Annotated in this window: 24 protein-coding genes; 10 read left to right on the top strand and 14 right to left on the bottom strand. The window is 67.3% G+C overall.

What is annotated here, in order from left to right:
* Nucleotides 1–137: 137 nt before the first annotated feature.
* Entirely contained in the window at nt 138–1,283 is a 1,146-nt protein-coding gene (locus IEY31_RS00775) for a prepilin peptidase (RefSeq protein ID WP_188968046.1), read from the top strand.
* Nucleotides 1,284–1,378: 95 nt separating this feature from the next.
* Here the strand turns inward: IEY31_RS00775 and IEY31_RS00770 are convergent, their stop codons facing one another.
* Nucleotides 1,379–1,831 carry a superoxide dismutase gene (locus tag IEY31_RS00770; RefSeq protein WP_188968045.1) on the bottom strand — a complete coding sequence of 151 codons (453 nt, stop codon included), beginning with the start codon at nt 1,829–1,831 and terminating at the stop codon, nt 1,379–1,381.
* A 243-nt stretch (nt 1,832–2,074) separates the two neighbouring features.
* Here IEY31_RS00770 and IEY31_RS00765 point away from each other — a divergent pair, with 243 nt between their 5' ends.
* Nucleotides 2,075–3,541 (top strand): aldehyde dehydrogenase family protein, encoded by a 1,467-nt coding sequence (locus tag IEY31_RS00765; protein ID WP_188968043.1) that lies wholly within the window; start codon nt 2,075–2,077, stop codon nt 3,539–3,541.
* A 10-nt stretch (nt 3,542–3,551) separates the two neighbouring features.
* The gene (mobA, locus tag IEY31_RS00760) at nt 3,552–4,133 is read left to right on the top strand and encodes a molybdenum cofactor guanylyltransferase (protein ID WP_188968040.1); all 582 of its coding nucleotides are present in this window, start codon (nt 3,552–3,554) and stop codon (nt 4,131–4,133) included.
* A 451-nt stretch (nt 4,134–4,584) separates the two neighbouring features.
* Here the strand turns inward: mobA and ftsZ are convergent, their stop codons facing one another.
* From ftsZ to IEY31_RS00715, 9 genes are all read right to left on the bottom strand, one after another.
* The gene (gene ftsZ / locus IEY31_RS00755; protein WP_188968038.1) at nt 4,585–5,655 is read right to left on the bottom strand and encodes a cell division protein FtsZ; all 1,071 of its coding nucleotides are present in this window, start codon (nt 5,653–5,655) and stop codon (nt 4,585–4,587) included.
* Between the two features lie 173 nt (nt 5,656–5,828).
* Nucleotides 5,829–7,166 carry a cell division protein FtsA gene (gene ftsA, locus IEY31_RS00750; protein WP_188968036.1) on the bottom strand — a complete coding sequence of 446 codons (1,338 nt, stop codon included), beginning with the start codon at nt 7,164–7,166 and terminating at the stop codon, nt 5,829–5,831.
* Nucleotides 7,163–7,867 carry a cell division protein FtsQ/DivIB gene (locus tag IEY31_RS00745; protein ID WP_229723225.1) on the bottom strand — a complete coding sequence of 235 codons (705 nt, stop codon included), beginning with the start codon at nt 7,865–7,867 and terminating at the stop codon, nt 7,163–7,165. The genes ftsA and IEY31_RS00745 overlap by 4 nt, the downstream gene beginning before the upstream one ends.
* Nucleotides 7,864–8,799 carry a UDP-N-acetylmuramate dehydrogenase gene (locus IEY31_RS00740; RefSeq protein ID WP_188968034.1) on the bottom strand — a complete coding sequence of 312 codons (936 nt, stop codon included), beginning with the start codon at nt 8,797–8,799 and terminating at the stop codon, nt 7,864–7,866. Before IEY31_RS00740 ends, IEY31_RS00745 begins: the two co-directional genes overlap by 4 nt.
* Nucleotides 8,796–10,229 carry a UDP-N-acetylmuramate--L-alanine ligase gene (gene murC, locus IEY31_RS00735; protein ID WP_188968032.1) on the bottom strand — a complete coding sequence of 478 codons (1,434 nt, stop codon included), beginning with the start codon at nt 10,227–10,229 and terminating at the stop codon, nt 8,796–8,798. Before murC ends, IEY31_RS00740 begins: the two co-directional genes overlap by 4 nt.
* 23 nt (nt 10,230–10,252) lie before the next feature.
* Entirely contained in the window at nt 10,253–11,434 is a 1,182-nt protein-coding gene (gene murG, locus IEY31_RS00730) for an undecaprenyldiphospho-muramoylpentapeptide beta-N-acetylglucosaminyltransferase (protein ID WP_188968030.1), read from the bottom strand.
* A gap of 102 nt (nt 11,435–11,536) precedes the next feature.
* On the bottom strand, nt 11,537–12,718 hold the full coding sequence (locus tag IEY31_RS00725) for a pyridoxal phosphate-dependent aminotransferase (protein WP_188968028.1): 1,182 nt from the start codon (nt 12,716–12,718) through the stop codon (nt 11,537–11,539).
* Nucleotides 12,719–12,858: 140 nt separating this feature from the next.
* Complete coding sequence (locus IEY31_RS00720) at nt 12,859–13,443, bottom strand: response regulator transcription factor (protein ID WP_075835311.1); 585 nt, start codon at nt 13,441–13,443, stop codon at nt 12,859–12,861.
* On the bottom strand, nt 13,440–14,516 hold the full coding sequence (locus IEY31_RS00715; RefSeq protein WP_373289086.1) for a sensor histidine kinase: 1,077 nt from the start codon (nt 14,514–14,516) through the stop codon (nt 13,440–13,442). The genes IEY31_RS00720 and IEY31_RS00715 overlap by 4 nt, the downstream gene beginning before the upstream one ends.
* A gap of 138 nt (nt 14,517–14,654) precedes the next feature.
* On the opposite strand from IEY31_RS00715, the gene IEY31_RS00710 reads away from it, so the two are divergent.
* The 3 genes from IEY31_RS00710 to IEY31_RS00700 all read left to right on the top strand — a co-directional run bounded on the left by IEY31_RS00710 (nt 14,655) and on the right by IEY31_RS00700 (nt 16,693).
* A complete protein-coding gene (locus tag IEY31_RS00710; protein ID WP_188968026.1) occupies nt 14,655–15,314 on the top strand; it encodes an MBL fold metallo-hydrolase in 660 nt (219 codons plus the stop codon).
* 135 nt (nt 15,315–15,449) lie between these two features.
* Nucleotides 15,450–16,124 (top strand): DUF2270 domain-containing protein, encoded by a 675-nt coding sequence (locus IEY31_RS00705; RefSeq protein ID WP_188968024.1) that lies wholly within the window; start codon nt 15,450–15,452, stop codon nt 16,122–16,124.
* An 89-nt stretch (nt 16,125–16,213) separates the two neighbouring features.
* Nucleotides 16,214–16,693 (top strand): hypothetical protein, encoded by a 480-nt coding sequence (locus tag IEY31_RS00700; RefSeq protein ID WP_188968022.1) that lies wholly within the window; start codon nt 16,214–16,216, stop codon nt 16,691–16,693.
* Between the two features lie 252 nt (nt 16,694–16,945).
* On the opposite strand, the gene IEY31_RS00695 is transcribed toward IEY31_RS00700, so the two are convergent.
* Genes IEY31_RS00695 through IEY31_RS00685 form a run of 3 tightly spaced genes read right to left on the bottom strand, consistent with a single transcriptional unit; the run spans nt 16,946 to nt 18,207 of the window.
* The gene (locus IEY31_RS00695) at nt 16,946–17,524 is read right to left on the bottom strand and encodes a hypothetical protein (RefSeq protein ID WP_188968020.1); all 579 of its coding nucleotides are present in this window, start codon (nt 17,522–17,524) and stop codon (nt 16,946–16,948) included.
* A 43-nt stretch (nt 17,525–17,567) separates the two neighbouring features.
* The gene (locus IEY31_RS00690) at nt 17,568–17,798 is read right to left on the bottom strand and encodes a hypothetical protein (RefSeq protein WP_188968018.1); all 231 of its coding nucleotides are present in this window, start codon (nt 17,796–17,798) and stop codon (nt 17,568–17,570) included.
* 7 nt (nt 17,799–17,805) lie between these two features.
* Nucleotides 17,806–18,207, bottom strand: a complete 402-nt coding sequence (locus IEY31_RS00685; protein ID WP_188968016.1) for a winged helix-turn-helix transcriptional regulator — start codon at nt 18,205–18,207, stop codon at nt 17,806–17,808.
* An 88-nt stretch (nt 18,208–18,295) separates the two neighbouring features.
* On the opposite strand from IEY31_RS00685, the gene IEY31_RS00680 reads away from it, so the two are divergent.
* The 3 genes from IEY31_RS00680 to IEY31_RS00670 all read left to right on the top strand — a co-directional run bounded on the left by IEY31_RS00680 (nt 18,296) and on the right by IEY31_RS00670 (nt 20,984).
* Nucleotides 18,296–18,916, top strand: a complete 621-nt coding sequence (locus IEY31_RS00680) for a nitroreductase family protein (RefSeq protein WP_188968014.1) — start codon at nt 18,296–18,298, stop codon at nt 18,914–18,916.
* Between the two features lie 194 nt (nt 18,917–19,110).
* Nucleotides 19,111–20,349, top strand: coding sequence for a TCR/Tet family MFS transporter (locus tag IEY31_RS00675; protein WP_188968012.1), 1,239 nt, complete (start codon nt 19,111–19,113; stop codon nt 20,347–20,349).
* Between the two features lie 122 nt (nt 20,350–20,471).
* Complete coding sequence (locus tag IEY31_RS00670) at nt 20,472–20,984, top strand: hypothetical protein (protein ID WP_188968010.1); 513 nt, start codon at nt 20,472–20,474, stop codon at nt 20,982–20,984.
* A gap of 173 nt (nt 20,985–21,157) precedes the next feature.
* Here the strand turns inward: IEY31_RS00670 and IEY31_RS00665 are convergent, their stop codons facing one another.
* Nucleotides 21,158–22,048, bottom strand: coding sequence for a hypothetical protein (locus tag IEY31_RS00665; RefSeq protein ID WP_188968008.1), 891 nt, complete (start codon nt 22,046–22,048; stop codon nt 21,158–21,160).
* 307 nt (nt 22,049–22,355) lie between these two features.
* Between IEY31_RS00665 and clpB the strand changes: the two genes are divergently transcribed.
* Nucleotides 22,356–24,914, top strand: coding sequence for an ATP-dependent chaperone ClpB (gene clpB, locus IEY31_RS00660; RefSeq protein ID WP_188968006.1), 2,559 nt, complete (start codon nt 22,356–22,358; stop codon nt 24,912–24,914).
* Nucleotides 24,915–24,996: the final 82 nt, after the last annotated feature.

Raw genomic sequence — 24,996 nt, 5'->3', positions numbered from 1 at the left:
GCATCCCGGATTTTTGTCCCGTCAGTATCTCACTGCCCCGCCGAATGGTGTTCAAATTGGAACGCAGTCAAAAGGTTGGCTGGGGCTGGTCTCAGGGTGCAAGGCCGCTGTAAGGCCGGGAGGCCTACACTTCGCCGGTGAATCTCGACGTCTTGCTGGTGGTTTTCGCAGGTGTGTTCGGCCTGCTGGTAGGTTCGTTTTCCAACGTGTTGATCTGGCGGCTTCCGCGCGGCGAGAACATTGCCTTTCCGCCCAGCCACTGCCCCCACTGTGACCACGGCCTCAGCCCGCGCGATCTGGTGCCGCTGTTCTCGTGGCTGTCGCTGGGGGGCAAGTGCCGTTACTGCCGCGCGCCGATCAAGACCCGCTACCCCATCGTGGAGGCACTGACCGGGCTGGGCTACGCTGGCATCGCCGTGCTGTTTCCCCTGAGCGTCTACGGCGCGGGCAGCCTGGGCCTGATGCTGCTGTTCACGCTGCTATTAGTGAGCAGCGCCATTGACCTGGACACATACACCATTCCCGACGAGCTGACCCTGCCGGGGGTGGCCCTGGGCCTGCTGTTCGGGTTCTTTAATGGCCGCAATGCGGTAGAGGGCCTGCCTGATCTGGCCGGGGCGGTCAACGGGGCACTCCTGGGTGCGGGCCTGCTGGTGGCCATCAACCAGTTCGGGTCCTGGGTGCTGCGCCGGTTCCGTGAGCGGCAGTACCCCGAGTTTCCCATCGGCTTTCAGCAGATCAGCCTCGGCCTGCTGGCGGGGGCGTGGCTGGGGCCGTGGTGGGGAGCAGGCGTGGGGCTGCTGTCGGCGGCCGCCAACGTGCTCGGCCGCCGTGTGGTGCGGATTCCAGAGGCGCTCACCCTGGGCGGCCTGCTCCTGAGCGTGGTCCTGGGCAGCGCAGGCATCGGTCCCGGCCTGATCCTGATGGTGCAGGGAGCGCTGGCAGCGGCGGGCGCGGTGTCGCTGGTGGCCGGCGTGTACTGGTGGGTCAAACACCGGCCCGGCACCGAGGATGACGGCGCGGACACTCAGTACGACGCCAGCGCGATGGGCTTCGGTGACGTGAAACTCGCTGCCGTGATCGGCGCTTTCCTGGGCTGGGAACGGCTGCTGGTGGCGCTGGTGGTGGCAGTGTTTGCCGGGGCTATCATTGGCGTGGTAGGGATGGCCCTGCGGCGCGAGAACCGCGTCAAGTTCGGCCCCTTCCTGGCCTTTGGCGCACTGGTGGCCCTGGTCTGGGGTGCAGGCATCGTGCAGGGATACCGGCAGATGCTGGGGTTGTAGAGCGCGGCTGTCATCGCGGCGGCCAGAGAGGGAGGCCAGGGTGAGTTGCCCTGGCCTCCCTCTTTGCGTCTGGAGACGCTGACGCCGTGGTCAGCTCACTTCATCATGGCGATGTCGATCGCCGTGCAGGTCACGCCCGCGTCCGCCGGGGTGCCGTCCGGGCCGCTGGCGGTGTGGACGTTGAAGTACTTGGCGTTCATGATCTCTGACTTGGCCACGCTGCCGCTGAGGCTCAGCATGCCCGCGGCGTCGGTCTGGCCCACGATCTTGCTGGCCATGATGGGCGCACCTTCACTGGCGCAGGGGTCAGCGCTCTTGGTGCCCATCACGTGATAATGGGCCACGTAATAGGTGCTGGGGGCCAGACCCATGACCTTGGCGGTGGTCATGACCATGGTGCCGTCCATCTTGGGCGTGACTGTGCCGCTGGAGCTCAGGGCCATTCCGGCCGGCTGCTTGTTGAGGGTGTAGGCCTTCATGTCACCCGACATCATGGTGCAGGCACTGAGGGCGACGGCCAGGGCGGGCAGCATCAGAATCGTTTTCATAGCGGAACCTCCGTGAAGCTTTGAATTGTCTTTCGACTCGCAGTGTGCCGTGTGCCCCTGACCCTGAGTGTCGTTTTCCCCGCTTTGTAACAGAGTGGTTAAGGCGGCTCATCCAACCTGGCGGCGGGCCCGGCATACCGGGGGGGAGAGAGGAAACGCCGTCCGGCGCACACAGTTTCTGACCGCCCAAGGACTTATACTCAGTCCAATTCCCATCACTTCCAGTTCCTGCGAGGTTCCGCCATGACTGCCACCGCACCTGCGTCCGCCGTTCCACAGCCTTCCGAAACGGAATTGCATCAGCTGTTCCAGACCCAGCAGGACTGGCGCTGGCGGGCCGCGCAGACCGGGGCTGCCGAGCGTCAGGCGATCCTGCGGCGGCTGCACGACGCGGTCAGGGCGCGGCGGGTGGCCCTGGCCGATGCCCTGGCGCTGGACCTGGGCAAGAGCCGAGCCGAGGCCGAGATCACCGAGATTCATCCGGTGCTGGAGGAACTGCAGTTCATCATCCGCCGCCTGCCGCGCTGGATGGCCCCGCGCCGGGTGGGCACGCCGCTGGTGATGGTGGGCGCGAGCAGCGAGGTGCAGTTTCAGGCCCGCGGCGTGACCCTGATCCTGAGCCCATGGAACTACCCGGTCAACCTGGCGCTGTCGCCGCTGATTGCCAGCCTGGCCGCGGGCAACACGGTGGTGCTTAAGCCCAGCGAGAAGGCCCCGAACGTCTCACGCGCCCTGCGGGAACTGCTGGAAAGCGTCTTCGAGCCGCGTCTGGTGACGGTGGTGGAGGGTGACGGCGCGGCGGCGCATACGCTGACCACGCTGCCCTTTGACCACATCTTCTTCACGGGCAGCGGCGCCATCGGGCGCAAGGTGATGGCCGCCGCCGCCCAGAACCTGAGCAGCGTGACGCTGGAACTGGGCGGCAAATCCCCGGCCATCGTGCATCCCAGTGCGGACCTGAAAGCGGCGGCCGAGCGCATCGCCTGGGGCAAGCTGCTGAATGCCGGGCAGACCTGCGTGGCCCCTGACTACGTATTGCTGCCCGAACACATGCGCGACGCCTTTGTCATGGAACTGGACGCCCTGATCGCGCGGCGCTACGGGGACCATGCGTGGCAGCGCGTCGGCCCCGACTACGGCCGCATGGTGGACGCGGGCAGCGTTGAGCGCCTGCAGAAGCTGACGGCCCGGAGTGTCGAACAGGGAGCGCGGGTGGCGCTGGGCGGCGAGTTCGATCCGCAGGCCCGCTTCATCTCGCCCACCGTGGTCACGGACGTGACGCACGACATGCCACTGATGGCCGAGGAACTGTTTGGCCCGGTGCTGCCGGTGCTGACATACCGGGAGTTTGGTCAGGCGCTGGCACAGGTGCGTCGGCTGGCCCCCCCGCTGGCCCTGTACCTGTTCGCCGAGGACGAAGGCGCGGTCACGCAGACCCGGCAGGCCACCACCAGCGGCGGCATGGTGGTGAACGGCACGGTGATCCACCTGACCAACCCGCACCTTCCCTTCGGCGGCGTGGGCAGCAGCGGCATGGGCAACTACCACGGTGAATACGGCTTCCGGACCTTCAGCCACGAGCGGGCCGTCATGCGCGAACCCGGCCGGTCCCCGGTGCGGCTGATGTACCCGCCATACGGTCGCCCGCTGCCGCGTCTGACTACCTGGGCCCTGCGGTTGCTGGAACGGCAGGCTGGCCCGCGCCGCTAGGGACTAGGGCGTGTCCTGGGATTTCACGGCGTCCATCACGGCAGGGGGGCGCTCCAGCCGTTTCGGGTCGGACAAGGCGCTGGCACTGCTGCACGGGCGGCCCCTGCTGCACCATGTCGCGGCCAGTTTGCAGGCCTGCCCGGCCCGGCTGCTGATTGCTCCCCCCGGTAAATACGTGCTGGACGGCTGGACGGTGGTGCCCGACACCCGTCCGGGCGAGGGGCCGCTGGCTGGCCTGGAGGCTGCCCTGCACCATGCCCCGGCCCAGTGGCTGGCTTTCACGGGGGTGGACCTGCCCGGATTGACGCCCGGATTCTGGGCGGCGCTGGCACAGGCCCGCACGTCAGAGGCGCTGGCCGTGCTGCCGCTGGATGAAGCGGACCGGCCCCAGCCGCTGGCCGGACTGTACCGCCGCGAACTGCTGCCGCGTGTCAGCGCCCTGCTGGACGCTGGGGAGCGGCGGCTGCGGCTTGCCGTGCCAGCCGAGCAGTGTGTGTTTCTGGGCGGCCTGTCGGCTGCTCTGCGGAATGTAAATACCCCTGAAGCTCTGGCGGCTGTCGCTGCTGAACACCCTGATTCACAAAGGCAATAAAAAAAGCCGCCTGGTTCGGCGGTGTTGACAAAGAAAATAGCGTAGTATTCAGCGCCTGTCAAATCTATGCATTGGGAACCGGACAAAAGTCTGAGTATTCACGGTCATATCGGCGTTTTACGATCCCGATTGAGCGTCCAGTCGGAACAGGCCCTATGCAGCTTGCGTCAGGGACGCCCAAATTTTTACGGGAGTGGCAGCTATGCGTGTATGGCCGGAGGGAGGGCACAGCTGGTATGCAGTCCAGAGATATCGACTCTGACGGTCTTTTTCCTCGCAGGTGAATTTTGTCCGGTTCCCAATACGCATCGGATGGTAGTGGGGTGTGAGCGGTCCCAGAGTCACGGCACATCGCTTGCAGCCGGGAGCTTTATCAGAGCGGCGGGGGAAGGGGTCCTAAATACAGAAAAGGGGCCGGAGCAGTACGCCCCAGCCCCCTACTCACTGAAGATTACTCGCGCTCGACGTTGCGCAGAAACGCGGGGATATCGTAGTCCTTGGGATCGTAAGTGCTGCCGCTGCCCCGGATCGGGCGGACGATGTTGTCGATCACGCTGGTCCGGCCGCCGCCGCTGGCGATACTCATGGGCGTCTCGTTGAATCCGGTGGCGATCACAGTCACGCGTACCTCGTCGCCCGCCGCCTCGTCGGGCGTGATGCCGAACAGGATGTCGGGGTCCTCGAAGCCGGTGGCCTGACGGATCTTCTCGACAATCTCGTTGGCGTCGGTCATGCTCAGGTCATAGCTGCCGGTCACGTTGACCAGGATGCGGCGCGCACCCTCGATGCCGCGTTCCAGCAGCGGACTGTGGATGGCGCTCATGGCGGCCTCTTCCGCAACCTTCTCGCCCCGGCCTGCCCCGATGCCCATCAGGACGGTACCGCTGTTCGACAGCAGGTTACGCACGTCCGCGAAGTCCAGGTTGATCATGCCCTCGACGTTGATCACGTCGCTGATACCCTTGACACCGTAGTACAGCACGCGATCGGCAATCAGGAAGGCCTCGCGGAACGACACCTTCTTGTCCACGGCGGTCAGGAGCTTCTCGTTGTCGACCACGATCATGCCGTCAACCGCGTCGGCCAGTCGGCTGATGCCTTCCTCGGCGATCCGCAGACGCTTGGGGCCTTCAAAACGGAAGGGACGGGTCACGATGGCCACCGTCAGGATGCCCATCTCGCGGGCAATCTGGGCCACCACCGGGGCGCTGCCAGTGCCAGTGCCGCCGCCCATGCCCGCCGTGATGAACAGCATGTCGGTGCCGCCCAGGTACTCCTTGATGTGCTCGCGGTCCTCAAGGGCCGCCTTCTCTCCCACGTCCGGGTCCGCGCCCGCGCCCAGCCCGCGCGTAAGGCGGTCGCCCAGCTGAATGCGGATCTCGGCGTGGCTCTTGGCCAGCACCTGTGCGTCCGTGTTGCCGGCGATAAACTCCACGCCTTCAAGTCCCGATTCAATCATGCGGTTAACGGCATTGTTGCCCGCCCCGCCCAAGCCGATCACGCGAATTCTGGCCGCTTGCATCTTTGGTCTCCTTGCCTCAACGTCCTGCCGGGCAGGGAGAGGTCGCTTTCTGGTTGGCGGTAGTTTAGCGCACCTTTGTGTGTGGTGCGGGGGAAACAGGGACACAGCCCAGCACGACGCGGTGAGCGGCCCGGAAGGACTCTCACCGCACGGCTGACCCGTGTGGGGTCACGTCAGGTCCATTCCTTGAGCCAGTTGCGGACCCGGTTGAGCAGGCCAGCGCCGGCGTCGCCGGAACCTGCCGGCTTGGAAGAGGATGGAGGTGATTTGGGGGTGGGTTTGGGCGGGGCGGCCTCTGGGGAGACGCCCGTGTCCAGTTGCGACTCTTCCGTGTGTTCGGTGTCCTTGAACACGATCTGTGGAATGCGGCCGTTCTCGCCCAGGCTGTACAGCACCAGACCGACGCTCGCGGCATGCTCGGGGCCGCCGACGATATCGGTCAGGCCACCGATGCCGCGCGGACGCCCGATGCGGACCGGCAACCGGAAGCGGTCGCGGGCCAGTTCCACCGTGCCGCGCAGCAGCGACGCGCCGCCGGTTAGAACCACGCCCTGTGCCACCAGTTCGGCAGGGCCAAGCGTGTGGTCAATCTCCTCGCGGATCATGGAAAAGATCTCCGAGAGCCGGGGCTTGATGATGCGCGAGAGTTCGAAGGCGCTGATGGCGTGGGTGCTGCCCGACGAGGTGGTGATCTCCAGCGTTAGGTCCTGATCGGCCAGATCCGGCAGGGCCGAGCCGTAGCGCTTCTTGACGTTCTCGGCTTCCTCCATGGGAATCTTGAGAATCTGCGCCAGGTCCGCCGTGACGTGTTCGCCGCCGATGGGAATGGTGGCCGAGTGCGCCAGGTTGCCGCGCTTGAACACGCCGATGTCGGTGGTACCGCCGCCCATGTCGATCACGATGACGGTCTGGGCCTGCTCGGCCGCCTCCAGCGTGGCCAGCCCCGAGGCCAGCACGTGCAGCACGAAGCCCTCGACTTGCAGCCCTGCCTCCTGCACGCAGCGGCGCAGGTTCAGCAGGGGTCCGGCGGTGCCGGCAACGATATGCACGTCGACCTCCAGCCGCACGCCGTGCATGCCCACTGCGCTCTTGATGCCTTCCTGACCGTCCACCACGTATTCCTGCGGCAGGGTGTGGATGATTTCCAGGTTGGGGTCCAGCGGCACGGCGCGGGCGTTCTCGATGGCGCGGTCCACGTCCGGCTGCCCGATTTCCTGGTTGCGCCGGATGGCGGCCAGCCCATGAGAGGTGATGGCCTTGGCGTGGTTACCGGCCACAGTGACGTACACGCTGCTGACCTTGACGCCGCTGACGCGCTCGGCGGCCAGCACCGACTGCTTGATGGCGTGGGTGGCGCGTTCCAGGTTGACCACGCTACCGCGCTTCATGCCCTCGCTGGGCACGCTGCCCTCGCCAATGATGTGGACGCCGCCCGCGGCGACCTCGCCGATAACGGTGGTGATTTTGGTGGTGCCGATATCCAGGCCCACGATGATCGTGTTGTCCTTCATTCCTGGACGCTCACCCCCCAGGGGTAGATGTTGAGGTTCTGTTTTGGATACATGCCGATGCTCCCAGCATACTTCAGTAAGGATTTGAGGTCGCCGCTCCAGACCGACCCAGCGGGCAGTTTGGCCCGGAGTCCGGTCGGGGTGTAGGCCACCGACTCAACATTGTAACCGCCCAGAGCAGTCAACACCTTCAAGGCATCTGGCAGACGGGACGGACCCCACCCCTGGATGAAGGGCAGGCCCTGAAAATCGGCGCTGCGCCCCGGCGAAAGCGGCAGGACCGTGCCGTCGGCGGCCAGCCCCACCACCGTTCCTGTGGCCTTTCTCCAGCGGGCCACCGGCTCGCGCTCGCGGACCTCCACGGTGACCGCGTCTGGAAAGCGGCGCGTGACCACTGCCGAGCGGACCCAGGGATCATTCAGCAGACCGCGTGCCCGCCACGCGCCGTAATACAACCAGCCAAAGCCCGGGGTCAGCCCGGCCAGCCCGCGCACCTGCCCGGCGCTCAGGTGCCGCGCCCCGATAACCTCGGTGGTGCGGATGGGCAGCGCGAACCAGCTGGCCGCCAGCGCCCCGGCCAGCAGCACGCCGCCGCCGAGCCACCACCAGCGGCGGCGGGAAGGTGCGTGCAGCGTCAGCAGCGGGGCCGCAGGGGTGATGTCCGGCGCCGCCTGGGACTCAGGGCCGGAAGGCCTGCTCACTCTGGCCCCACAGGCCACGAAAAGCCAGTGACGGCGGACGTCGCCTGCCCCAGCGCGCCGCCGGGCCACAGTTCATACTCCAGTTCCAGCGGCACGGCGACGCGCTGGCGGATCAGGTCCAGCAGCGCGTGAACGTCGCTGGCGGTTGCGCCGCCCAGATTCACGATGAAGTTGGCGTGCTCGGGGGCAATTAAAGCGTTGCCCACCCGCGCACCCTTCAGACCCGCCTCGTCGATCAGCCGCCCGGCTCCGACGCCGCCGGGATTCTTGAAGGCGCAGCCCGGCGTTTTCATCTTGGGCTGCCCCTTGCGGGCGGTGTCGGCCAGGGTCATCTTTGCCAGGACCTCTTCGGGCGTGCTGCGCTGCAGCTTCAGGCGGACGCGCGTGACAATGTGCCCCCGCGGAATGCCGCTGTCGCGGTAGCCCCAGCGCAGCTCACCGGGGGCGACCACCCTCAGTCCGTCCGGCGTGGCGATTTCCAGCGTGTGCAGGCCGTCAAACATCTCGCCGTAGCGCGTTCCGGCGTTCATCCACACCGCGCCGCCCACCTGCGCGGGAATCCCCACGGTGCCTTCCAGGTTGCCCAGCCCCAGCTTCTGCAGGGCGCGGACCAGTCCGGGCAGCGGCACGCCGCCCCCCACCCAGCCGGTCACGATCTGATCGCCGTCGCTGAGTGCGGGGTCCGGCATCAGGTCACGTTCGGCCAGCGGGCCGCTCAGGCGAATCACACGCTCGGGCACCCCCTCGTCGGCAATCACCAGGTTGCTGCCGCCGCCCAGGATGCGGTAGGGCTGGGCCATCGCCTCGGCCAGTTGCGCGTGGTCCGAGACGAACCAGACCTCGGCCTCGCCGCCCACGCCCAGCGTCGTGAAGCGGGCCAGCGGCAGCCGGTCCACCCGCGCGCCTGTCCGGCTGTGTGGCGCGGCAGTCACGGGCGCGCTCCAGCCGCGTCCGGGGTCACCAGCTCGCGCGCCAGCTTCCACACGTCGCCTGCGCCCATCGTGACGATCACGTCGCCGGGGGCTGCCGTCTCGCGCAGCACCTGCAGCACCTCCTCGCGGTCCGGCAGGTAGCGCACGCCCGCGTGGCCGTTGGCGGTCATGCGGTCCGAGATCAGCGTGGTGTGGATGCCCTCAATGGGCGGCTCGGAGGCGGCAACAATGTCCAGCAGCAGCACCTCATCGGCGTCCATCAGGGCGTCGGCCAGACGCGGCCAGCTCTGCTGCGTCCGCAGGTAACGGTGCGGCTGAAAGACCACCCGTACCCGCCGCCCGGTCTGTCGCGCGGCCTGAACAGCGGCGGCCACCTTGGTGGCGTTGTGCGCGTAATCGTCGATCACCAGCGCCCCGTTCAGGGTGCCGATGCGCTGCCAGCGGCGGCCCGGTCCCCCGAAGGCGGCCAGGGCGGCGGCGGCGGCCCCGAACGCCCCGCCGTACAGGTGGTTGACCGCCAGCGCCGCCAGCGCGTTCAACACGTTGTGCACGCCGGGTAACCCCACGCGGGCCTCGCCCAGCGCCTCGCCCTGAAAGGTCACCGTGAACGAGGTGCCGTCCGGGTCCGGGCGCAGGTGGACGGCGCGGTAGTCGGCCCCCTCGGCCTGTCCGTAACTGAGGGTTTCCTGCGTCCCCGCGCACAGGTCGGCAAGACCCGGCCAGTCGGCGCACAGCAGCACCCGCCCCGACTGCGCCACGTAACGGGCGAAGCCCGCGTGCTGCTCCTCCACGGTGGCCCAGTAGGTGGCCTGGTTGCCGCCCACGTGGTCGTCCTCGGCGTTGGTGAACACGGCGGTTTCACTGCCCAGTTCGGCGAAGGCGCGGTCCGACTCGTCCACCTCGGCCACAAAGGGGCCGGCGCCGACGCGGGCGTTGCTGCCGAATTCCGGGACGATGCCGCCCACAAAGGCCGAGGGGTCCAGGCCCGCCCCAGCCAGCGCCACGGCGATCATGCTGGTGGTGGTGGTCTTGCCGTGCGTGCCGATCACGCCGATGCTCGGCCCGGCGCGCAGCAGCTCGTCCAGCAGCGCCATGCGCGGGCGGACCTCAATGCCTGCTTCACGCGCGGCCACCAGTTCGGGATGCGACTTGGGCACCGCCTCGGAGGCCACCAGCACGTCAATCCTGCTGTGCGGCTGCGTAGTGACGTGCGCCGCCGAGTGGCCACGGCCTACCGCGATGCCCTCGGCCAGAAGCTGCGCCGTCAGTTCGGTCACCGACTCGTCGCAGCCGCTGACCCGTGCGCCGCGGGCGTGCAGCAGCCGGGCAAAGGCGCTCATGCCGATGCCGCCGATGCCCATCAGGTGGTAGTGCAGCGGTTCGGGGCGGGCTGCGTCGGGGGTGGGGGAAGGCAGGGAAGGGTCAGTCATGGTGGAAGGGGGGAGGGGGGCCATCAGCGCAGGCTGCCTTCGATCAGGTCGGCGAAGCGGGCGGCGGCGCCCACCGGGGAGCGTCCCAGCGCCGCGTCGCGCATCTCGGCGCGCACGGCGGGCGAGGAACACTGTAACACCGCCGCCCCCAGCTCCGCGCTCACGCGGGCCTGCTCAACCAGAATGCCGGCCCCTGCCTCCTGCACCATGCGGGCGTTGTGCAGCTGGTGGTTCTCTGCCGATTCGGGCAGCGGCACCATGATGGTGGGTACGCCGTGAAAGGCGGCCTCGGCCAGGGTGCCTGTACCCGCCCTTGTGATGGCCAGGTCCGCCGCCGACCAGGCTGCCACCGCGTCCACGAAGCCCGTGGCGTGGTACCAGTCCATGTCCTGCACCCGCGAGGCCACCTCTGGGAACCAGCGCGGCCCGGTGGAGTGCAGCACCTGAATCGCCTCGCTGCCCACCGCCTCTGAGACCAGATCGCGGAACAGGTCGCGCTGGCCCTGCGGCTCGAACTGCAGGTCGATGCGGGCGGTGGTGGCCGCCGAGCCGCTTTCCAGCAGGCCCTCGGTGCCCAGGATGTTGCGCAGCGTGTCCGGGACGTGGTTGTTCAGGAACAGCGATCCCTGCGAGCCGCCCATCACCAGAATGGTCAGCGGGCCGGCGCGCAGGTTCAGGCGATTCAAGGCCGTCATGCGGTCCATGCGTTCCTCACGCACCGGCATGCCCACCATGCTGGCCTTGCGGGGGTCCAGGCCCAGCACCCGCTCGTAGGCCGTGCCCACCGCCCGCGCCCGCCGCACCGCCAGCCGCTGGGTCAGGCCCAGGCGGGCGTTCTGTTCGTGCAGCACGGTGGGGATCCGCAGGCTCTGGGCAGCCAGCACCCCCGGCAGGCTGGCAAAGCCGCCGTAGCCCACCACCACGCCGGGCCGCAGCCTGGACAGCACCGCCCGCGCCTGCGCCACCCCCTGTCCGGCTCGGATCAACTCGCGCGGGTCGGGGCGGCCCTGCCCGCTGCGGGCCAGCTTGCCCGCGTCCACGCCCTGAAACAGCAGGCCCTGCTCGGCGGCAACGCGTTCTTCCATGCCGCCGCGCTGTCCCAGGATCATCGCCGCGTGCCCGCGCGATATGAGTTCGTGCGCGGTTGCCACCGCCGGGTAGATGTGTCCGCCCGTTCCACCTGTTGCCATCACCACCAGAGCCATTGGGGCGCAGTGTAGAGGATGGGGTGTGCCGGGTGGCGCGCGGTGGTCTGCCCAGGCCGTCCCGCCGGCCTCTGGCGGTGGGCCTCAACCGCCCGGAACGGCTCAGTCGGCCGGTGTGCGGCGCTCCAGCAGTTCGCCCAGCCGCCTCAGCACTTCCTCGATGTTGTCCATGCTGGTGGCGTAGCTCAGGCGCACCTGACCGGGAGCGGCGAAATCGGTGCCGGGAACCACAGCCACCCGCGCGTCGTCGAGGATGATGCGGGCGGCCTCCAGCTCGTCGGGGTGGATGCGGGTCGTGTCGGCCATCACGTAGAAGGCCCCCTGCGGCGTGGGCGTCGTCAGACCCAGCGCGTTCAGGCCGGCCACGATGCGGTCGCGCCGCTGGCGGTACGCTCCCAGGGTCATCTCGATAAATTGGGTGGTTTCCTCGTGCTGCTGGAACGCGGCCAGGGCGGCGTACTGTGACACGCTGCTGGCGTTGCTGGTGCTCTGTGACTGCAGGGCGTTCATCGCGGCGATCACGGGCTTCGGGCCGCCCGCGTAGCCGATGCGCCAGCCGGTCATGGCATACGCCTTGCTGGCCCCGTTCACGGTCAGCGTATGCTCCGGCGCGAAGGTGCCGATGCTGACCTGGGAGGCGTCGTACACCAGATGCTCGTACATCTCGTCGGTGACGATCATCAGGTTGTGGCGCTGGGCCACCCCGGCCACCGCCTGCAACACCTCCGGCGTGAACACCGCGCCCGTGGGATTGCCGGGGCTGTTCAGCACGATCATGCGGGTCATGGGGGTGACGCGGGCCTCCAGCGCCTGCGGGTCCAGCTGAAAGCCGCTGGCCGGATGCGTCGGCACGGCCACCGGAAACGCCCCGGTCAGCGCCACCATCTCCGGATAGCTGACCCAGTACGGCGCGGGAATCAGGACCTCGTCCCCCGGATTGAGCAGGGCGAAGAAGGCATTGAACAGCGCCTGCTTGCCGCCCGACGTGACCGTCACCGCGTCCGGCGCGTACTCCAGTCCGTTCTCGCGCCGGAACTTGGCGCTGATGGCCTCCCGCAGTTCGGGGATGCCGCTGACCGGCGTGTATCTGGTCTTGCCGGATTCGATGGCGCGGATGGCGGCGGCCTTGACGTGCGCCGGCGTGTCGAAATCTGGCTCGCCCACGCTCATGCTGATCACGTCCACCCCGGCTTTTTGCAGTTCCAGCGCGCGGCTGGTCACGGCCACCGTCGAGGAGGGCTTGAGGCTCAGCGCACGCGCCGACAGGGCAAAGGGGCTGCTCATGGGGTTCAGGGTACAGGGCCGGGGAGAAAAAACCGCCAGGAAGGTCTAACGGTCTCACCGCCCGCTGGTCCTCCTGACTGCCCCTCAGAAGCGGTAGGTGGCCCCCAGATTCACGCCCGGCGACACTTCTGCATCCAGGTTCAGTGCAGCAGGCCAATGCTGCGGGCGCGGCTGACGGCCTGGGTGCGGTCCCCGGCGTCCAGCTTGGCGTACAGGCGGGCCAGATGGTCCTTGACGGTGTCGGGGCTGACCCCCAGGTTCTTGGCAATCTCCTTGTTGCTGTAGCCCTGGGCCAGGAGGGGCAGCACCTCGGATTCGCGGGGGGTCAGGCGGGGCACGTCCACCTGCGGCAGGCGGTCAATTTCCGGGTGGGCCACGATGTCGCGCAGCTGCCGGGCCAGGCTCTCGGGATCGGTTTCCTTGCTGACGTAGCCGCGGGCCCCGGCGGCGCGGGCCGCCTGTACGATGGCAGGTTCGGCAAAGGTGGTGATCAGCACGCTGACGACCTGGGGGTGGGTCATGCGCAGCCGCTCGCAGACCTCGATGCCGGTCATGCCGGGCATCTTGATGTCCAGCAGCGCGGCGTCGGGCTGCAGGGTGCGGCAGGCGTCCAGGGCGCTCAGGCCGTCGGCGGCCTCGGCCACCACGTCGAAGCCCTGGTGCATCAGGGCGTACTTGAGGCCCATACGGAACAGCGGGTGATCATCAGCGATAACGAGTTTCATGGGGTGACCTCCGGAAGAGTCAGCGTGAAGATGGTGGGCAGGCAGGATGCGGACAGGGAAGCGGCGTCGTGCTCAGGCAGCTGGTGGGGGTGGTAGGTGTAGCGCAGCTCGCCGCCGTGCGCCTCGGCAATCCGGCGGGCGATGAACAGGCCCAGGCCCGCAGTTCCGGCGGTGTACTGCTGGCCGGCGATGGCGGTGGGCTGCGAGGTAAACGGCTGGGCCAGCAGGGCCAGGGAGCCGCCCAGGCCAGGGCCGTCGTCGGCCACCGCCAGCCCCTCAGGGGTGACGGACAGCTCAACGCGCGAGTGGGCGTAGCGAATGGCGTTCTCGGCCAGATTGGTCACGGCGCGTTCCAGCACCTGCGCGTCGGCCAGCGCAACACCGTGGCCCTCCACGCTCAGGGTCAGGCTGCCCCACTCGGTCTGCGGCTGCACCCGCCGGGCCACGCCGTCGAGCAAGGCACGCAGATCGGTGGGGACGCGCTGGATGCTCACGTCCTCGCGTTCGAACCGGTGGGCGTCGGCCATCTGCTGCACCAGCGCCAGCAGCCGCTGGGTCTCGGCCTGCATCTGTGTGCCCACCTCCCGGCGTTCGGCTTCAGGCAGCGGCAGGGTGGTCAGCGCGTGCGTGAGGTGGCCGGCGGCGATCAGCGGGGTTTTCAGGTCATGCACCAGCGTCGCCATAAAGGCGTTGCGGCGCGTCTGCTCGGTGCCCAGGCGGTCCAGCACATCCGTGAAGGCCCGGCGCAGCGCCAGGATTTCTGCCGGATCATCCGTGCGGGCGGGCAGGTCACCGCTCTCCACCTCTGCCTGCAGGCGGCTCAGGGGCCGCAGCAGCGCGCCGCTCAGGACGTAGCCCACCATGCCGCACAGGACGCCCACCAGCAGCATCCATCCCAGCAGCGCTCCTGCCGGAAGGTTCGGCTGGGCCGTGAAGGTGAGCACCAGATTGGGCAGAAACGCCAGCAGGAAGATCACCAGTGCGAACTGGGTCCGCAGCGTGTTGCGCCCGGCCCTGCGCCGCCCCGCCAGACCCGGCTCTGGGTGGTGTTCAGAAGTCAGGCGGGCACTCACGAAACTCAGCTTATGGGGGGGGGTCTGACAGAACCCTCACCGCAGCGGGCCGGGTGTGTTCCGGGTTTTCGCCTGCCCAGGCCCCGCTTTCTGCGGGTGGTGCGGCGCCCTGAACCCTGGACCGCTACACTCGGCGGCATGCAGCAAGCGTTAAAACACGGTCACGTTCGCGTGTGGTCCCTGCCCACCGGTCCCCTGCAGGAAAATGCCGTGCTGGTGGCGGGCGCGGAAGGTGAGGGCTTTCTCTTCGATCCCGGCGACGACGCGGACCGGATTCTGGCCCTGGTGCGCGACTCGGGCGTGACGGTGCGCGGCATCCTGCTGACCCACGCGCACTTCGACCACATCGGGGCGGTGCAGCCGGTGCGGGAGGCGCTGCGGGTGCCAGTGTGGCTGCACCCGGCTGATCTGGAAATCTACCGTCAGGGGGCGGCGTCGGCCGCGAGGTGGAGCCTTCCATTCATCCAGCCGGACGCCCCGGACCACGAGATCGCGCAGGACCAGGCCTTCACGGCCGGAGACCTGACCCTGGGTGCCCGCGAGCTGCCGGGCCACGCGCCGGGACATGTGGTGTTCCTGGCCGGGACCGACGGCGAGGACGGCGTGGTGGTGGCCGGCGACACGCTGTTTCAGGGCGGTATCGGGCGCACCGACTTGCCGGGGGGCGATCACCCCACCCTGATGGCAGGCATTGCGCGCGAACTGCTGACGCTGCCCGACGCCACCACGGTCTACCCCGGTCATGGCAGGGCCACCACCGTCGGGGCGGAACGCCGCAGCAATCCCTTCTTGCGATGAAGGCTGTCTGGCTCAAGCGGTCTGGGGCTGGGTGACGGGCCCGGTGGTCCGGCCACGGCGTGGACGCGCTACGCTGGGCCTCATGATCTGGCAGGGCAACATGAGCTGGGGCGGCATGTCTGGGGGCAGAGGCTGATGCCGGGCGCCGGCGGCGGGCCGGGCGCAGTGATTGCGCCTGGCATGACGGAGGTCAGCTACAGCACCAACCAGGCCAACGCGCTGATCCACCTGTACCGCGCCGAGGTCGGCAAGATGACCGCGTGGCGTCAGCGCCTGGACATGACCACCAACTGGTCGGTGGTGACCAGCGCGGGTCTGGCTTCCTTCGCGCTGGGGGACCAGGGCAACAGCCACGCCACCTTTCTGTTTGCCATGTTCATGAACTACTTCTTTCTGCGGCTGGAAGCCCGCCGCTTCCGCACCTACGAGATCGCCCACCACCGGGTGCGGATCATGGAGCGCTTCTTTTACCCCGCCATGCTGGGCGACAAGGTGGACCCTGGCTGGCATCAGCTGCTGCTGGCCGAACTGAGCAAGCCGCGCAGTCCCATGAGCCGCAACGACGCGCTGGGCTGGCGGCTGGGCCGCAACTACCTGTGGATCTACGCGGCGGTGCTGTTGGCGTGGATCGCCAAGCTGGACCTGGGCCAGCCCAAGGGCTATGTCCTGAGCTTTCCCGACGCCTTTGCGCTGGCCGACATCGGCAACTTTCCGGGCTGGGTGGTGTTCGCCATTGTCTCGGTGTTCTACAGCTACCTGATCTGGCTGGCCCTGCGCGCCGCACGTACCTACCCGCTGGAAGAGGGCTGAAGCAGGTCCACTGGTGGCGGCTGGCGAAGCCTTGCCCCGGTCCGGGCCGCATCAGACGCGCTTCATGAGTTCTCGATACGCTCCTTGCCATGCGTGACCTGCGTTTCCTTGCCGCCGCCCTGCTGCTGCCCCCCGTGCTGAGCGGCTGCGCCTTCGGGGCCTACCTCAGCCCCATGACCCCACTGGAACGCGCCGTGAACGGCACCTACGAGGGCATTGGCGTGGGCGGCACGGGCCGCGTGCCCTACCGCATGACCCTGACCGTGCAGGAGCGCGAGGGCCGCGCTGCCGGGGTCATCACCAACCTGGAAAGCCGCAAGGTCTACGCCGCCAGCGGCACGTTCAAGCGTCTGGACCAGGGCGGCGCATTGGAAATGAACCTGTTCGAGAACGGTGACAAGCACCGCGGCAATCTACATGCCACGCTGCACGGCACAAAGATCAGCGGCGTGCTGAGAACGGTGCTGCTGGGCCGGGAGCTGCTGGGATACACCATTGAGCTGAATCAGGTGCCGGGGGCGGCTCCGGTAGTGGCACCCGCTGCCGCGCCGGTTCCGGCCGTGCCCTAGAGCATTTGTCGGAATGGAAGCGTCAGAAAAAGAGTCGTCTGACGCTTTCATTCCCTGCGGCGCAGCGTTGTAAGTCCCAGATCCTCAATCGAATTCGCTCACTTCGTTCTGTCAAAAGTCAACAGCTCTTTTGACAGATGCCCTGGGCCGTTCGGGCGGACTGCGCCGTCTGTGCCTGAGCGGTGATCCCGGCCAGCCGGCCGCGTGGTTCCCCGCCCATCACCTGCCGCCCCGGCCACCTGCCAGGACAGCTCAGTTGCTGTTGCCCGAACCGTCCGGCCCCGGCTCTGGGCGCACTGTTGCCGCGCCCGGCGGCGTTTCGTGCGTGATCAGGCCCCGGCCCGTCTCTGCGCCCCCGACCAGCTGGCGCAACTCCTCGATCACGGCGTGTTCCTTGTCGTTGACCTGCGTGCCGCCAATGCCCAGAAACCCGCCTTCCTTGGCGGCCTCGGCGGTGCGCTGGGCCACCAGCATGATCATGTTGCGGTAGGCAGCGGCGTCCTCAGGACTGGCCTTGGCGCTGACCAGCCACATCGCCTGTCGCACGCCCTCCAGGCTCTGGTTTTTAACATCCTCAACGTTACGGGCGCGTTCCTGCTCGGGGGGGCGGGCGGCCGGCTGGCCCAGCAGGTCGGCGGCCATCGCCTCCATCAGCGGCGTGCGGCTTTCCTGACTGACGCTCTCGCGCATGGCGCTGGCAATAGCCCCGGCCTCGGCCAGCAGGCCAGTCACGCCGCTGGGGCTGGCGGCTACCACCGCGGCGCCGGCCCGTCCGGGGCCGGTCATGACCTTGAACCACTCGTCTGCAGTGAAGTTGTCTTTAAGGCTCATGCGCCCAGCTTAATGCAGCCGGCATAGGCCCAGGAAAGCGGCTTCACTCACGAGTCTTCACGTGATCCAGACGCAGCCGGACGCGCCCGGTGTCCTCGCGGACCGTGCGTTCGTCGGGCGCGAGGCCGTGGCTGCCGAACATGCCGCCCGCCGCCCGCATGCCACCTGCCGCGTCGCCGCGCTCCCGGTCCGTGTCCACCAGCGGTCTGATCCGGAAGGCCAGCACGATCAAGGCCACCGGCAGGACGATGAAGATCAGGACGGCGGCCCACATGACTGGTCTAACAGCCCTGTGTCGGAACAACGCCCGACTGGTCTTCAAGGAGGTGGGCGCGGGCCCAGGTGTCGATGGCGTCAATGACGCTCTGCAGTTCGCGCCCCACCGGGGTCAGCGTGTAGACGCTGCGGGCCAGCTTGCCGTGGGTGTCCTCGGTGCGCTTGCTGATGATGGCCAGCGTTTCCAGGTGCTCCAGCCGCTGCGTCAGGGTGGCGCTGTTGCAGCCGCCCACCGCGCGGGCCAGCTCATTGAAACCCTTCTCGCCGTCCAGCAGGGAACGGATGATGTGCAGCACCCACTTCTCCTGCAGCACGCCGATGGCCCGGTAGACCGGGCAGAAGCCCCGCTCTGTCACACCCTTCTCCGCCACAGCAGAGGCTCCGCGGGAGACGTGTTGAGTGTTCATGCCAGGATTCTACACCTAAAGGCAAAGTCAATTAAGCAACAGATCACAGCGCTTGACATTTTAAACCATGAGGTGTAGCGTTGCGCCCATGACCGCTACCCTGATTCAGCCCCTGACCGTCGCCGAGGCCATCGAAAGCCGCCGCAGCATTCGCAAGTTCGTGCAAGAACCCATCAACGAGGGTGATCTGCGCGAGATCCTGCGCCTTGCCGGCCTGGCCCCCAGCGCCTGGAATGCCCAGACCTGGCGCTTTGCCGTGGTCCAGAACCCCGAGATCAAGGCGCAACTGCAGGCTGCCGCCTACGGACAGCCCCAGATCGGCAGTGCGCCCGCCGTGATCGTGGTCTACAGCGACATGGAAGACACCCTGAACACCGTGGAGGACACCGCCCACCCCGGTATGGGCGAGCAGGGCCGCGCCGGGCAGCGCCAGACCTTCGACGGCGCGTTTGGCGGCCAGGACGTGGCCCAGCGCGGTCAGTGGGGCCTCTCGCAGGCCAACATCGCCTTCGGCTTCCTGATGCTGGCGGCCCGCAGCCTGGGCTACGACACCGTGCCCATGCTGGGCTTCGAGCCGCAGAAGGTGCGCGAGTTGCTGGGCCTGCCCGAGCACGTTCAGTTTGCCGGGCTGCTGCCCATCGGCAAACGCGCCGAGGACGGTTTCCCGCACCACCGCCACAGCGTTGAGCGCGTTGTCAAGTTTTACTGAACTCCGGTGCCGTAACGCCTCAGGCCGCCCTCCCAGTGGGGGCGGTTTTTCTGGATGGCTAAGGAGCGGTTTGATCCGATCCGCCTCTTTGCCTATTGACGTAATTTTGTCTGGGAATAAAATTCGCGGTGAAACTTGTCTGGAGTCTGGCGGCCCACATTTTTCCCCGTTCTCATTGACCACAAGGTTGTGTTGTGTCCAAGCGTCCCGCTGCCCTGATCTTTATCCTCATCACTGCGCTGATCGACGTTATGGGCATCGGGCTGATCATTCCCGTGCTGCCGGGACTGGTCAAGAGCCTGGCCGGGTCCGAGGCCGCCGGCGCACGCGATATTGGCCTGCTGACCGCCGCCTACGCGGTGATGCAGTTCATCTTCGCGCCGATTCTGGGGACGCTGAGCGACCGCTACGGGCGGCGGCCGGTGCTGCTGCTGAGCCTGCTGGGCATGGCGCTGGACTACCTGCTGCTGTATTTCGCGCCCAGCCTGTGGTGGCTGCTGATCGGCCGCCTGATCGCCGGGGTCACCGGGGCCAGTCTGACGGTGGCGAACGCCTACATCGCCGACGTGACGCCGCCCGCTGGCCGCGCGAAGAACTTTGGTCTGCTGGGCGCTACCTTTGGCGTGGGCTTCATTCTGGGGCCGGCGCTGGGCGGCCTGCTGGGCGAGTACGGGCTGCGGACGCCTTTTTTGGCGGCAGCGGTTCTGAGCAGCCTGAACCTGGTCTATGGCTACTTCGTGCTGCCCGAATCGCTGCCTGCTTCGGCGCGGGGCAAGCGGCTCAACCGCAAGGACCTGAATCCGTTCACGCCGCTGAAGGCCCTGGGTGAATATGCGCTGCTGCGTAATCTGGCCCTGACCTTTGTGCTGCTGGGGCTGGCTGGGCAGGTCATCTTCAGCACCTGGGTGCTGTACACCGAGGGTGTCCTGAACTGGACACCGCTGCAAAATGGCGTGGCGCTGGCTTTCTTTGGGCTGCTGACGGCCGTTGTGCAGGGCGGGTTGATCGGTACCGCGATCCGGCGCCTGGGGGAACGGCGCACCATTTTGCTGGGCCTGATGCTGTCCACCGCCGAGTTCCTGATCCTGAGTGTTGCGCGCAGTTCGCCGGTGCTGTATGCCTCGCTGGTGGTGGGCGCGGGCGGCGGGCTGGCGCAACCGGCCATCCAGGGCCTGATCAGCCGGCAGGTCAGCGAGACCGAGCAGGGTCGCGTGCAGGGGGCAATCACCAGCCTGAACAGTCTGGTGGGGGTGGTTGGCCCCCTGGTTGCCACCGCCGTCTTCGCGTACTTCAACGGCGGCGGCGCGGCTGTGCGCGTGCCCGGCGCGGCGTTCATCATGGGCGCGGGATTCTCGCTGGCGGGCCTGTTCATGATCTGGTCGGTGCTGCGCCGGACGCCGGAGCAGCCGTTGCTGGGCAGCGTGGGCGATTGAGGCCTCGTCAGCCCCCTTCACACCCCGAGCGGGGTGGGGTTGGGGGGTTTTGAGAGAAGCATTTTCCGCACTACAATCGGTGCAGGTCTGCCTTCACGCGCATTCTCAGGAGCCTCCACCCCTTGTCCATCCCCTCAACCGAACACCACAACGTTTCGACGGCCTATCAGGTCGGCGTCTTTGCGCTGGTGCGCCAGCGCGACACCTACCTGATTGTGCGGCCCCGCGTGCCGCTGTTGCCCGGCGGCGCACACGGGTTGCCGGGGCTCACGCTGCAGGCACCCAGCGGAGGCAATTTTGTGGAATCCCAGCTGCGCCGCGCATTGCTGGCGCAGGTGGGTATAGGCGTGGCTGACCTGCGTCTGGTGGGTTCGCACGCGGCCCGTGGCGTGCAGGACGGTGCGGCCGATGCCCGCCTCAATCTGATTTTCGGCAGCGAGTACTGCTCTGGCATTCTTAATCCCCAGCAGGACGAGCTGCTGGGTGCCGAATGGATGGACCCCCCCAGGCTGACGCATGCTGGCCTGCCCGAATACCTGATGGCGGCCATTCGCGACTTTGAGACGACGCTGGCCCCGGTCAGCGTCCCCGAACCGACGGGCCGACTCTCCAGACTTTTTAATCGGCAGAAGTAGACGGTACGAGGAGCAGCGCCGGAATCCACAGTTTGTGGGTGCGGGGTGCCTGCAGCGTCAGCCGGATAGGCGAACAGGCCGTGCCTTAGGGGGCACGGCCTGTTGAAGGAGGACTCGCTGTCGGGCGGAGGCGGGACCGGGAGGAACCCGGATGTCATCCGGGAAGGCTGTGCTCAGCGCTCGACGACGAAGTCCAGGGTCAGGGCCTGTCCCGCCGTGCCGTCCGCGAACATCTTGCTGAACGGGGTGGCGGTTAGACGGTGCGTGCCGGGCGCAAATCGGCTGGCGTTGCAGGGCAGATAGTCGCCCTTCTTGCCGCTGCTGCCCTTGCTGTCTCCGCATAAGGCAAAGGGGGCCTCGTTTTCCACGTAGTCCTTGACGCCCTTCTCGGTGAAGCGCACGCTGCGGACCCCATTGCCGACGTTGGCACGCATGTTCAGGCGTGGGGGCAGCGCTGACAGGCGCAGGCGCACGCCGGGCCGTACCGGGTCAAAGCCGGGAACCGGCTGGTTGGTGTCGGCATTGATCAGGGTAAAGCTGGTCACGGCCACGGCAGGGGCAGGCTGCGCAGCGGCGCTGCGAATCACCGTATAGGTCAGCGAGGCAGCCAGCCCCGCGGTCCCGGCCCCGTTGGCGGCGGTAAAGGGGGTGACCAGCAGGCTGTGCGCGCCGGGCGCGAACACGGCCGCCGGGCACGGCTCGTAATCGCCGCCGTTGTCGTTGCACAGCGAGTGCGGTGCGCCGCCCTGCAGGCGGTAGTTGCCATTGCCGTCCAGCCCGAACCACACGCTGCCCACTGCGCCAGAGACGTTGGCACGCATGTTCAGGCGGGCGGGTAGACGGGCCAGATCCAGGGTGGCGCCGGGCTGCACCGGATCAAAGCCGGGAACCGGTTGGTTGGTGTCGGCGTTGATCAGGGTCACGCCGGTCACGGTGGCCGGGGACTTGGGATTCACGGTGATGCTCTGGCCCTTGACCGTTTGCGCGGTGGCGGCGGGCAGCGCGGCAGTCACGAGGGCCAGGGTGCCCAGCAGGGCGGCGGACAGGGATCGGGTCTGGAACATAGGTCTCCTGGGAAATGGCGGAAGGCCAGCAAGGGGGGAGGGAGGCAGGGGATCGGCCGCCAGACTTCATCACGCGGACGTCGCCCTGGTCTTCAGTCCCCCTGGGTGTACCGGGCCAGCATGACGGCAGGCTGACCGAGGCCCACATCTGACCTCATCTCTGAGCTGTGGCGGATGCGTGGAGCCCGCCCAGATCGTTCATGAATACCAGTCTAAATCCTCAATAAACTTGACATGACTGCACTCAAGTTTCAGAATGCATTTAGCTTAAATGACGTCCCGTTCCCCTTTCTACGGAGGTTGCCACTTGAATCCCGAACGCTTTACCGAGGCCAGTGCGGAGGCCCTCAATGCCGCCCAGCAACTCGCGCAGCAGAGTGGGCACCAGACCCTGACGGTGCCGCACGTGCTGCGGACCCTGACCGACAATGACACCGCCGCCCGCGTCATCACCACTGCCGGGGGCAATCTTCAGCAACTCCGCAATGCGCTCGACGCCGAGCTGAACAAGCTGCCACGCGTGCAGGGCGGCGGCGGGGGGCTGTACCTCGATCCGGCATTAAGCCGGGCTTTCACCCAGGCCGATAACATTGCCGGACAGTTCGGGGACAGTTTTGTGGCTGCCGACGCGCTGCTGCTGGCGTTGTGCGGCGAATCGAAGTTGAAGGAGCTGCCCAGAGACGCTGAACTCAACCGCGCCATCACCGAGGCGCGTAAAGGAAAAACCGTGACCAACAAATCCAGCGAAAGCCAGTTCGACGCCCTGAACAAGTACGGCACCGACCTGACGCAGCGCGCCAGGGACGGCAAGTTCGATCCCGTGATCGGCCGTGACGAGGAGATCCGCCGCGCCATGCAGATTCTGCTGCGGCGCACCAAGAACAACCCGGTGTTGATCGGGGAACCCGGTGTAGGCAAGACCGCCATCGCCGAGGGCTTGGCCATCCGCATCATCAGCGGCGACGTGCCGGAAGGATTGAAGAACAAACGCATCGTCAGCCTGGAAATGGGCAGCCTGCTGGCCGGGGCCAAGTACCGCGGAGAGTTCGAGGAACGCCTCAAGGGCGTGATTGACGAGGTGATCGCCTCGGCGGGCGAGATCATCCTGTTCGTGGACGAGCTGCACACGATTGTGGGCGCGGGCAAGACCGAGGGCAGTCCGGACGCCGGAAACATGCTGAAGCCCGCGCTGGCCCGCGGCGAACTGCACCTAATCGGCGCGACGACGCTGGATGAGTACCGTGAGATCGAGAAGGATTCGGCCCTCGAACGCCGGTTCCAGCCGGTGATGGTGAACGAGCCGACCGTCGAGGACACCATCTCTATCCTGCGCGGTATCAAGGAGCGCTATCAGGTTCACCACAACGTGGAAATCACCGATCCGGCGCTGGTGGCCGCCGCCACCCTGAGTGAGCGCTACATCACCGACCGGCAGCTGCCCGACAAGGCCATCGACCTGATCGACGAGTCGGCGGCCAGATTGCGGATGGCGCTGGAAAGCAGCCCGGAACGCATCGATCAGCTGTCGCGCCGCAAGCTGCAACTGGAAATCGAGCGCGAGGCCCTCAAGCGCGAGAAGGACCAGGATTCGCAGAACCGCCTGCTGGACATCGAGGACAGTCTCAAGGCCATCACCGACGAGCTGACCGAGGTGCGCGGGCGCTGGGAGGCCGAGCGTGGTGAAGTGGCGGCCCTACGCGAGAAGCGCGAGTCGCTGGACGCCGTACGCACCGACATCGAGCGGGCCAAACGCGACTATGACCTGCAACGCGCCGCCGAGCTGGAATACGGCAAGCTGCCGCAGCTGGAGAAGGACGTGCAGGACCTGGAGAAGAAGCTCAAGGGCGCGGAATTCGCCCACATGGAAGTGACCGAGGAGGACATCGCCGCCGTGGTCAGCCGCTGGACAGGGATCCCGGTTTCCAAACTGCTGGAAGGCGAGCGCGAGAAGCTGCTGCACCTGGAAGACCAGCTGCACCACCGCGTGATCGGTCAGGACCGCGCCATCACCAGCGTGGCCGACACCATCCGCCGGGCGCGGGCCGGGCTGAACGACCCCAACCGTCCGCTGGGCAGCTTCATGTTCCTGGGGCCGACCGGGGTGGGCAAGACCGAGCTGGCCAAGGCGCTGGCCGAATACCTGTTCGACAGCTCTGACGCGATGGTGCGCCTGGACATGTCCGAGTACATGGAAAAGCACACGGTGGCCCGTCTGATTGGGGCACCTCCCGGCTACGTGGGCTACGAGGAGGGCGGGCAGCTGACCGAGGCGGTGCGCCGCCGCCCCTACAGCGTGCTGCTGCTGGACGAGATCGAGAAGGCGCACCCGGACGTGTTCAACGTGCTGCTACAGGTCCTGGACGATGGCCGTCTGACCGACGGGCAGGGCCGCACGGTGGACTTCCGCAACACCCTGATCATCCTGACCAGCAACGTGGGCAGCCCGCTGATTCTGGAAATGCAGGCCAGTGGCGAGAGCGCAGACGAGATCCGCGAGGCCGTACTGGGCGAGTTGCAGGCCCAGTTCCGCCCGGAGTTCCTGAACCGCGTGGACGACATCATCGTGTTCGATGCGCTGACGGCGGCAGACCTGCACCGGATTGTAGACATTCAGCTGAACGGCCTGAGAAAGCGGCTGGCCGAGCGCCGCGTAACCCTGCACATGGACGACGCCGCCAAGGACAAGCTGGCCCAGATCGGCTACGACCCGGCCTTCGGCGCACGCCCCCTGAAGCGCGCCATCGCCCGCGAGATCGAGACGCCGCTGGCCCGCGAGATCCTGCAAGGGCACGTACCGGACAACAGCGTACTGAACGTGGAGTACCGGGACGGTCACTTCGTGTTCGATACGGGCGTACTGAACTAGCGGTCCCTCACCTCCGCCTCTCTGACCAAGCCCCTGTCCCCGGCGGAGAGGGGCTTGGCAGGTCTGTGGGCGGTTCGGTGGC

Source organism: Deinococcus aerolatus (genome assembly GCF_014647055.1).
Classification (GTDB): Bacteria; Deinococcota; Deinococci; order Deinococcales; family Deinococcaceae; genus Deinococcus; species Deinococcus aerolatus.
This window is presented reverse-complemented; position numbering and strand designations above follow the sequence as displayed.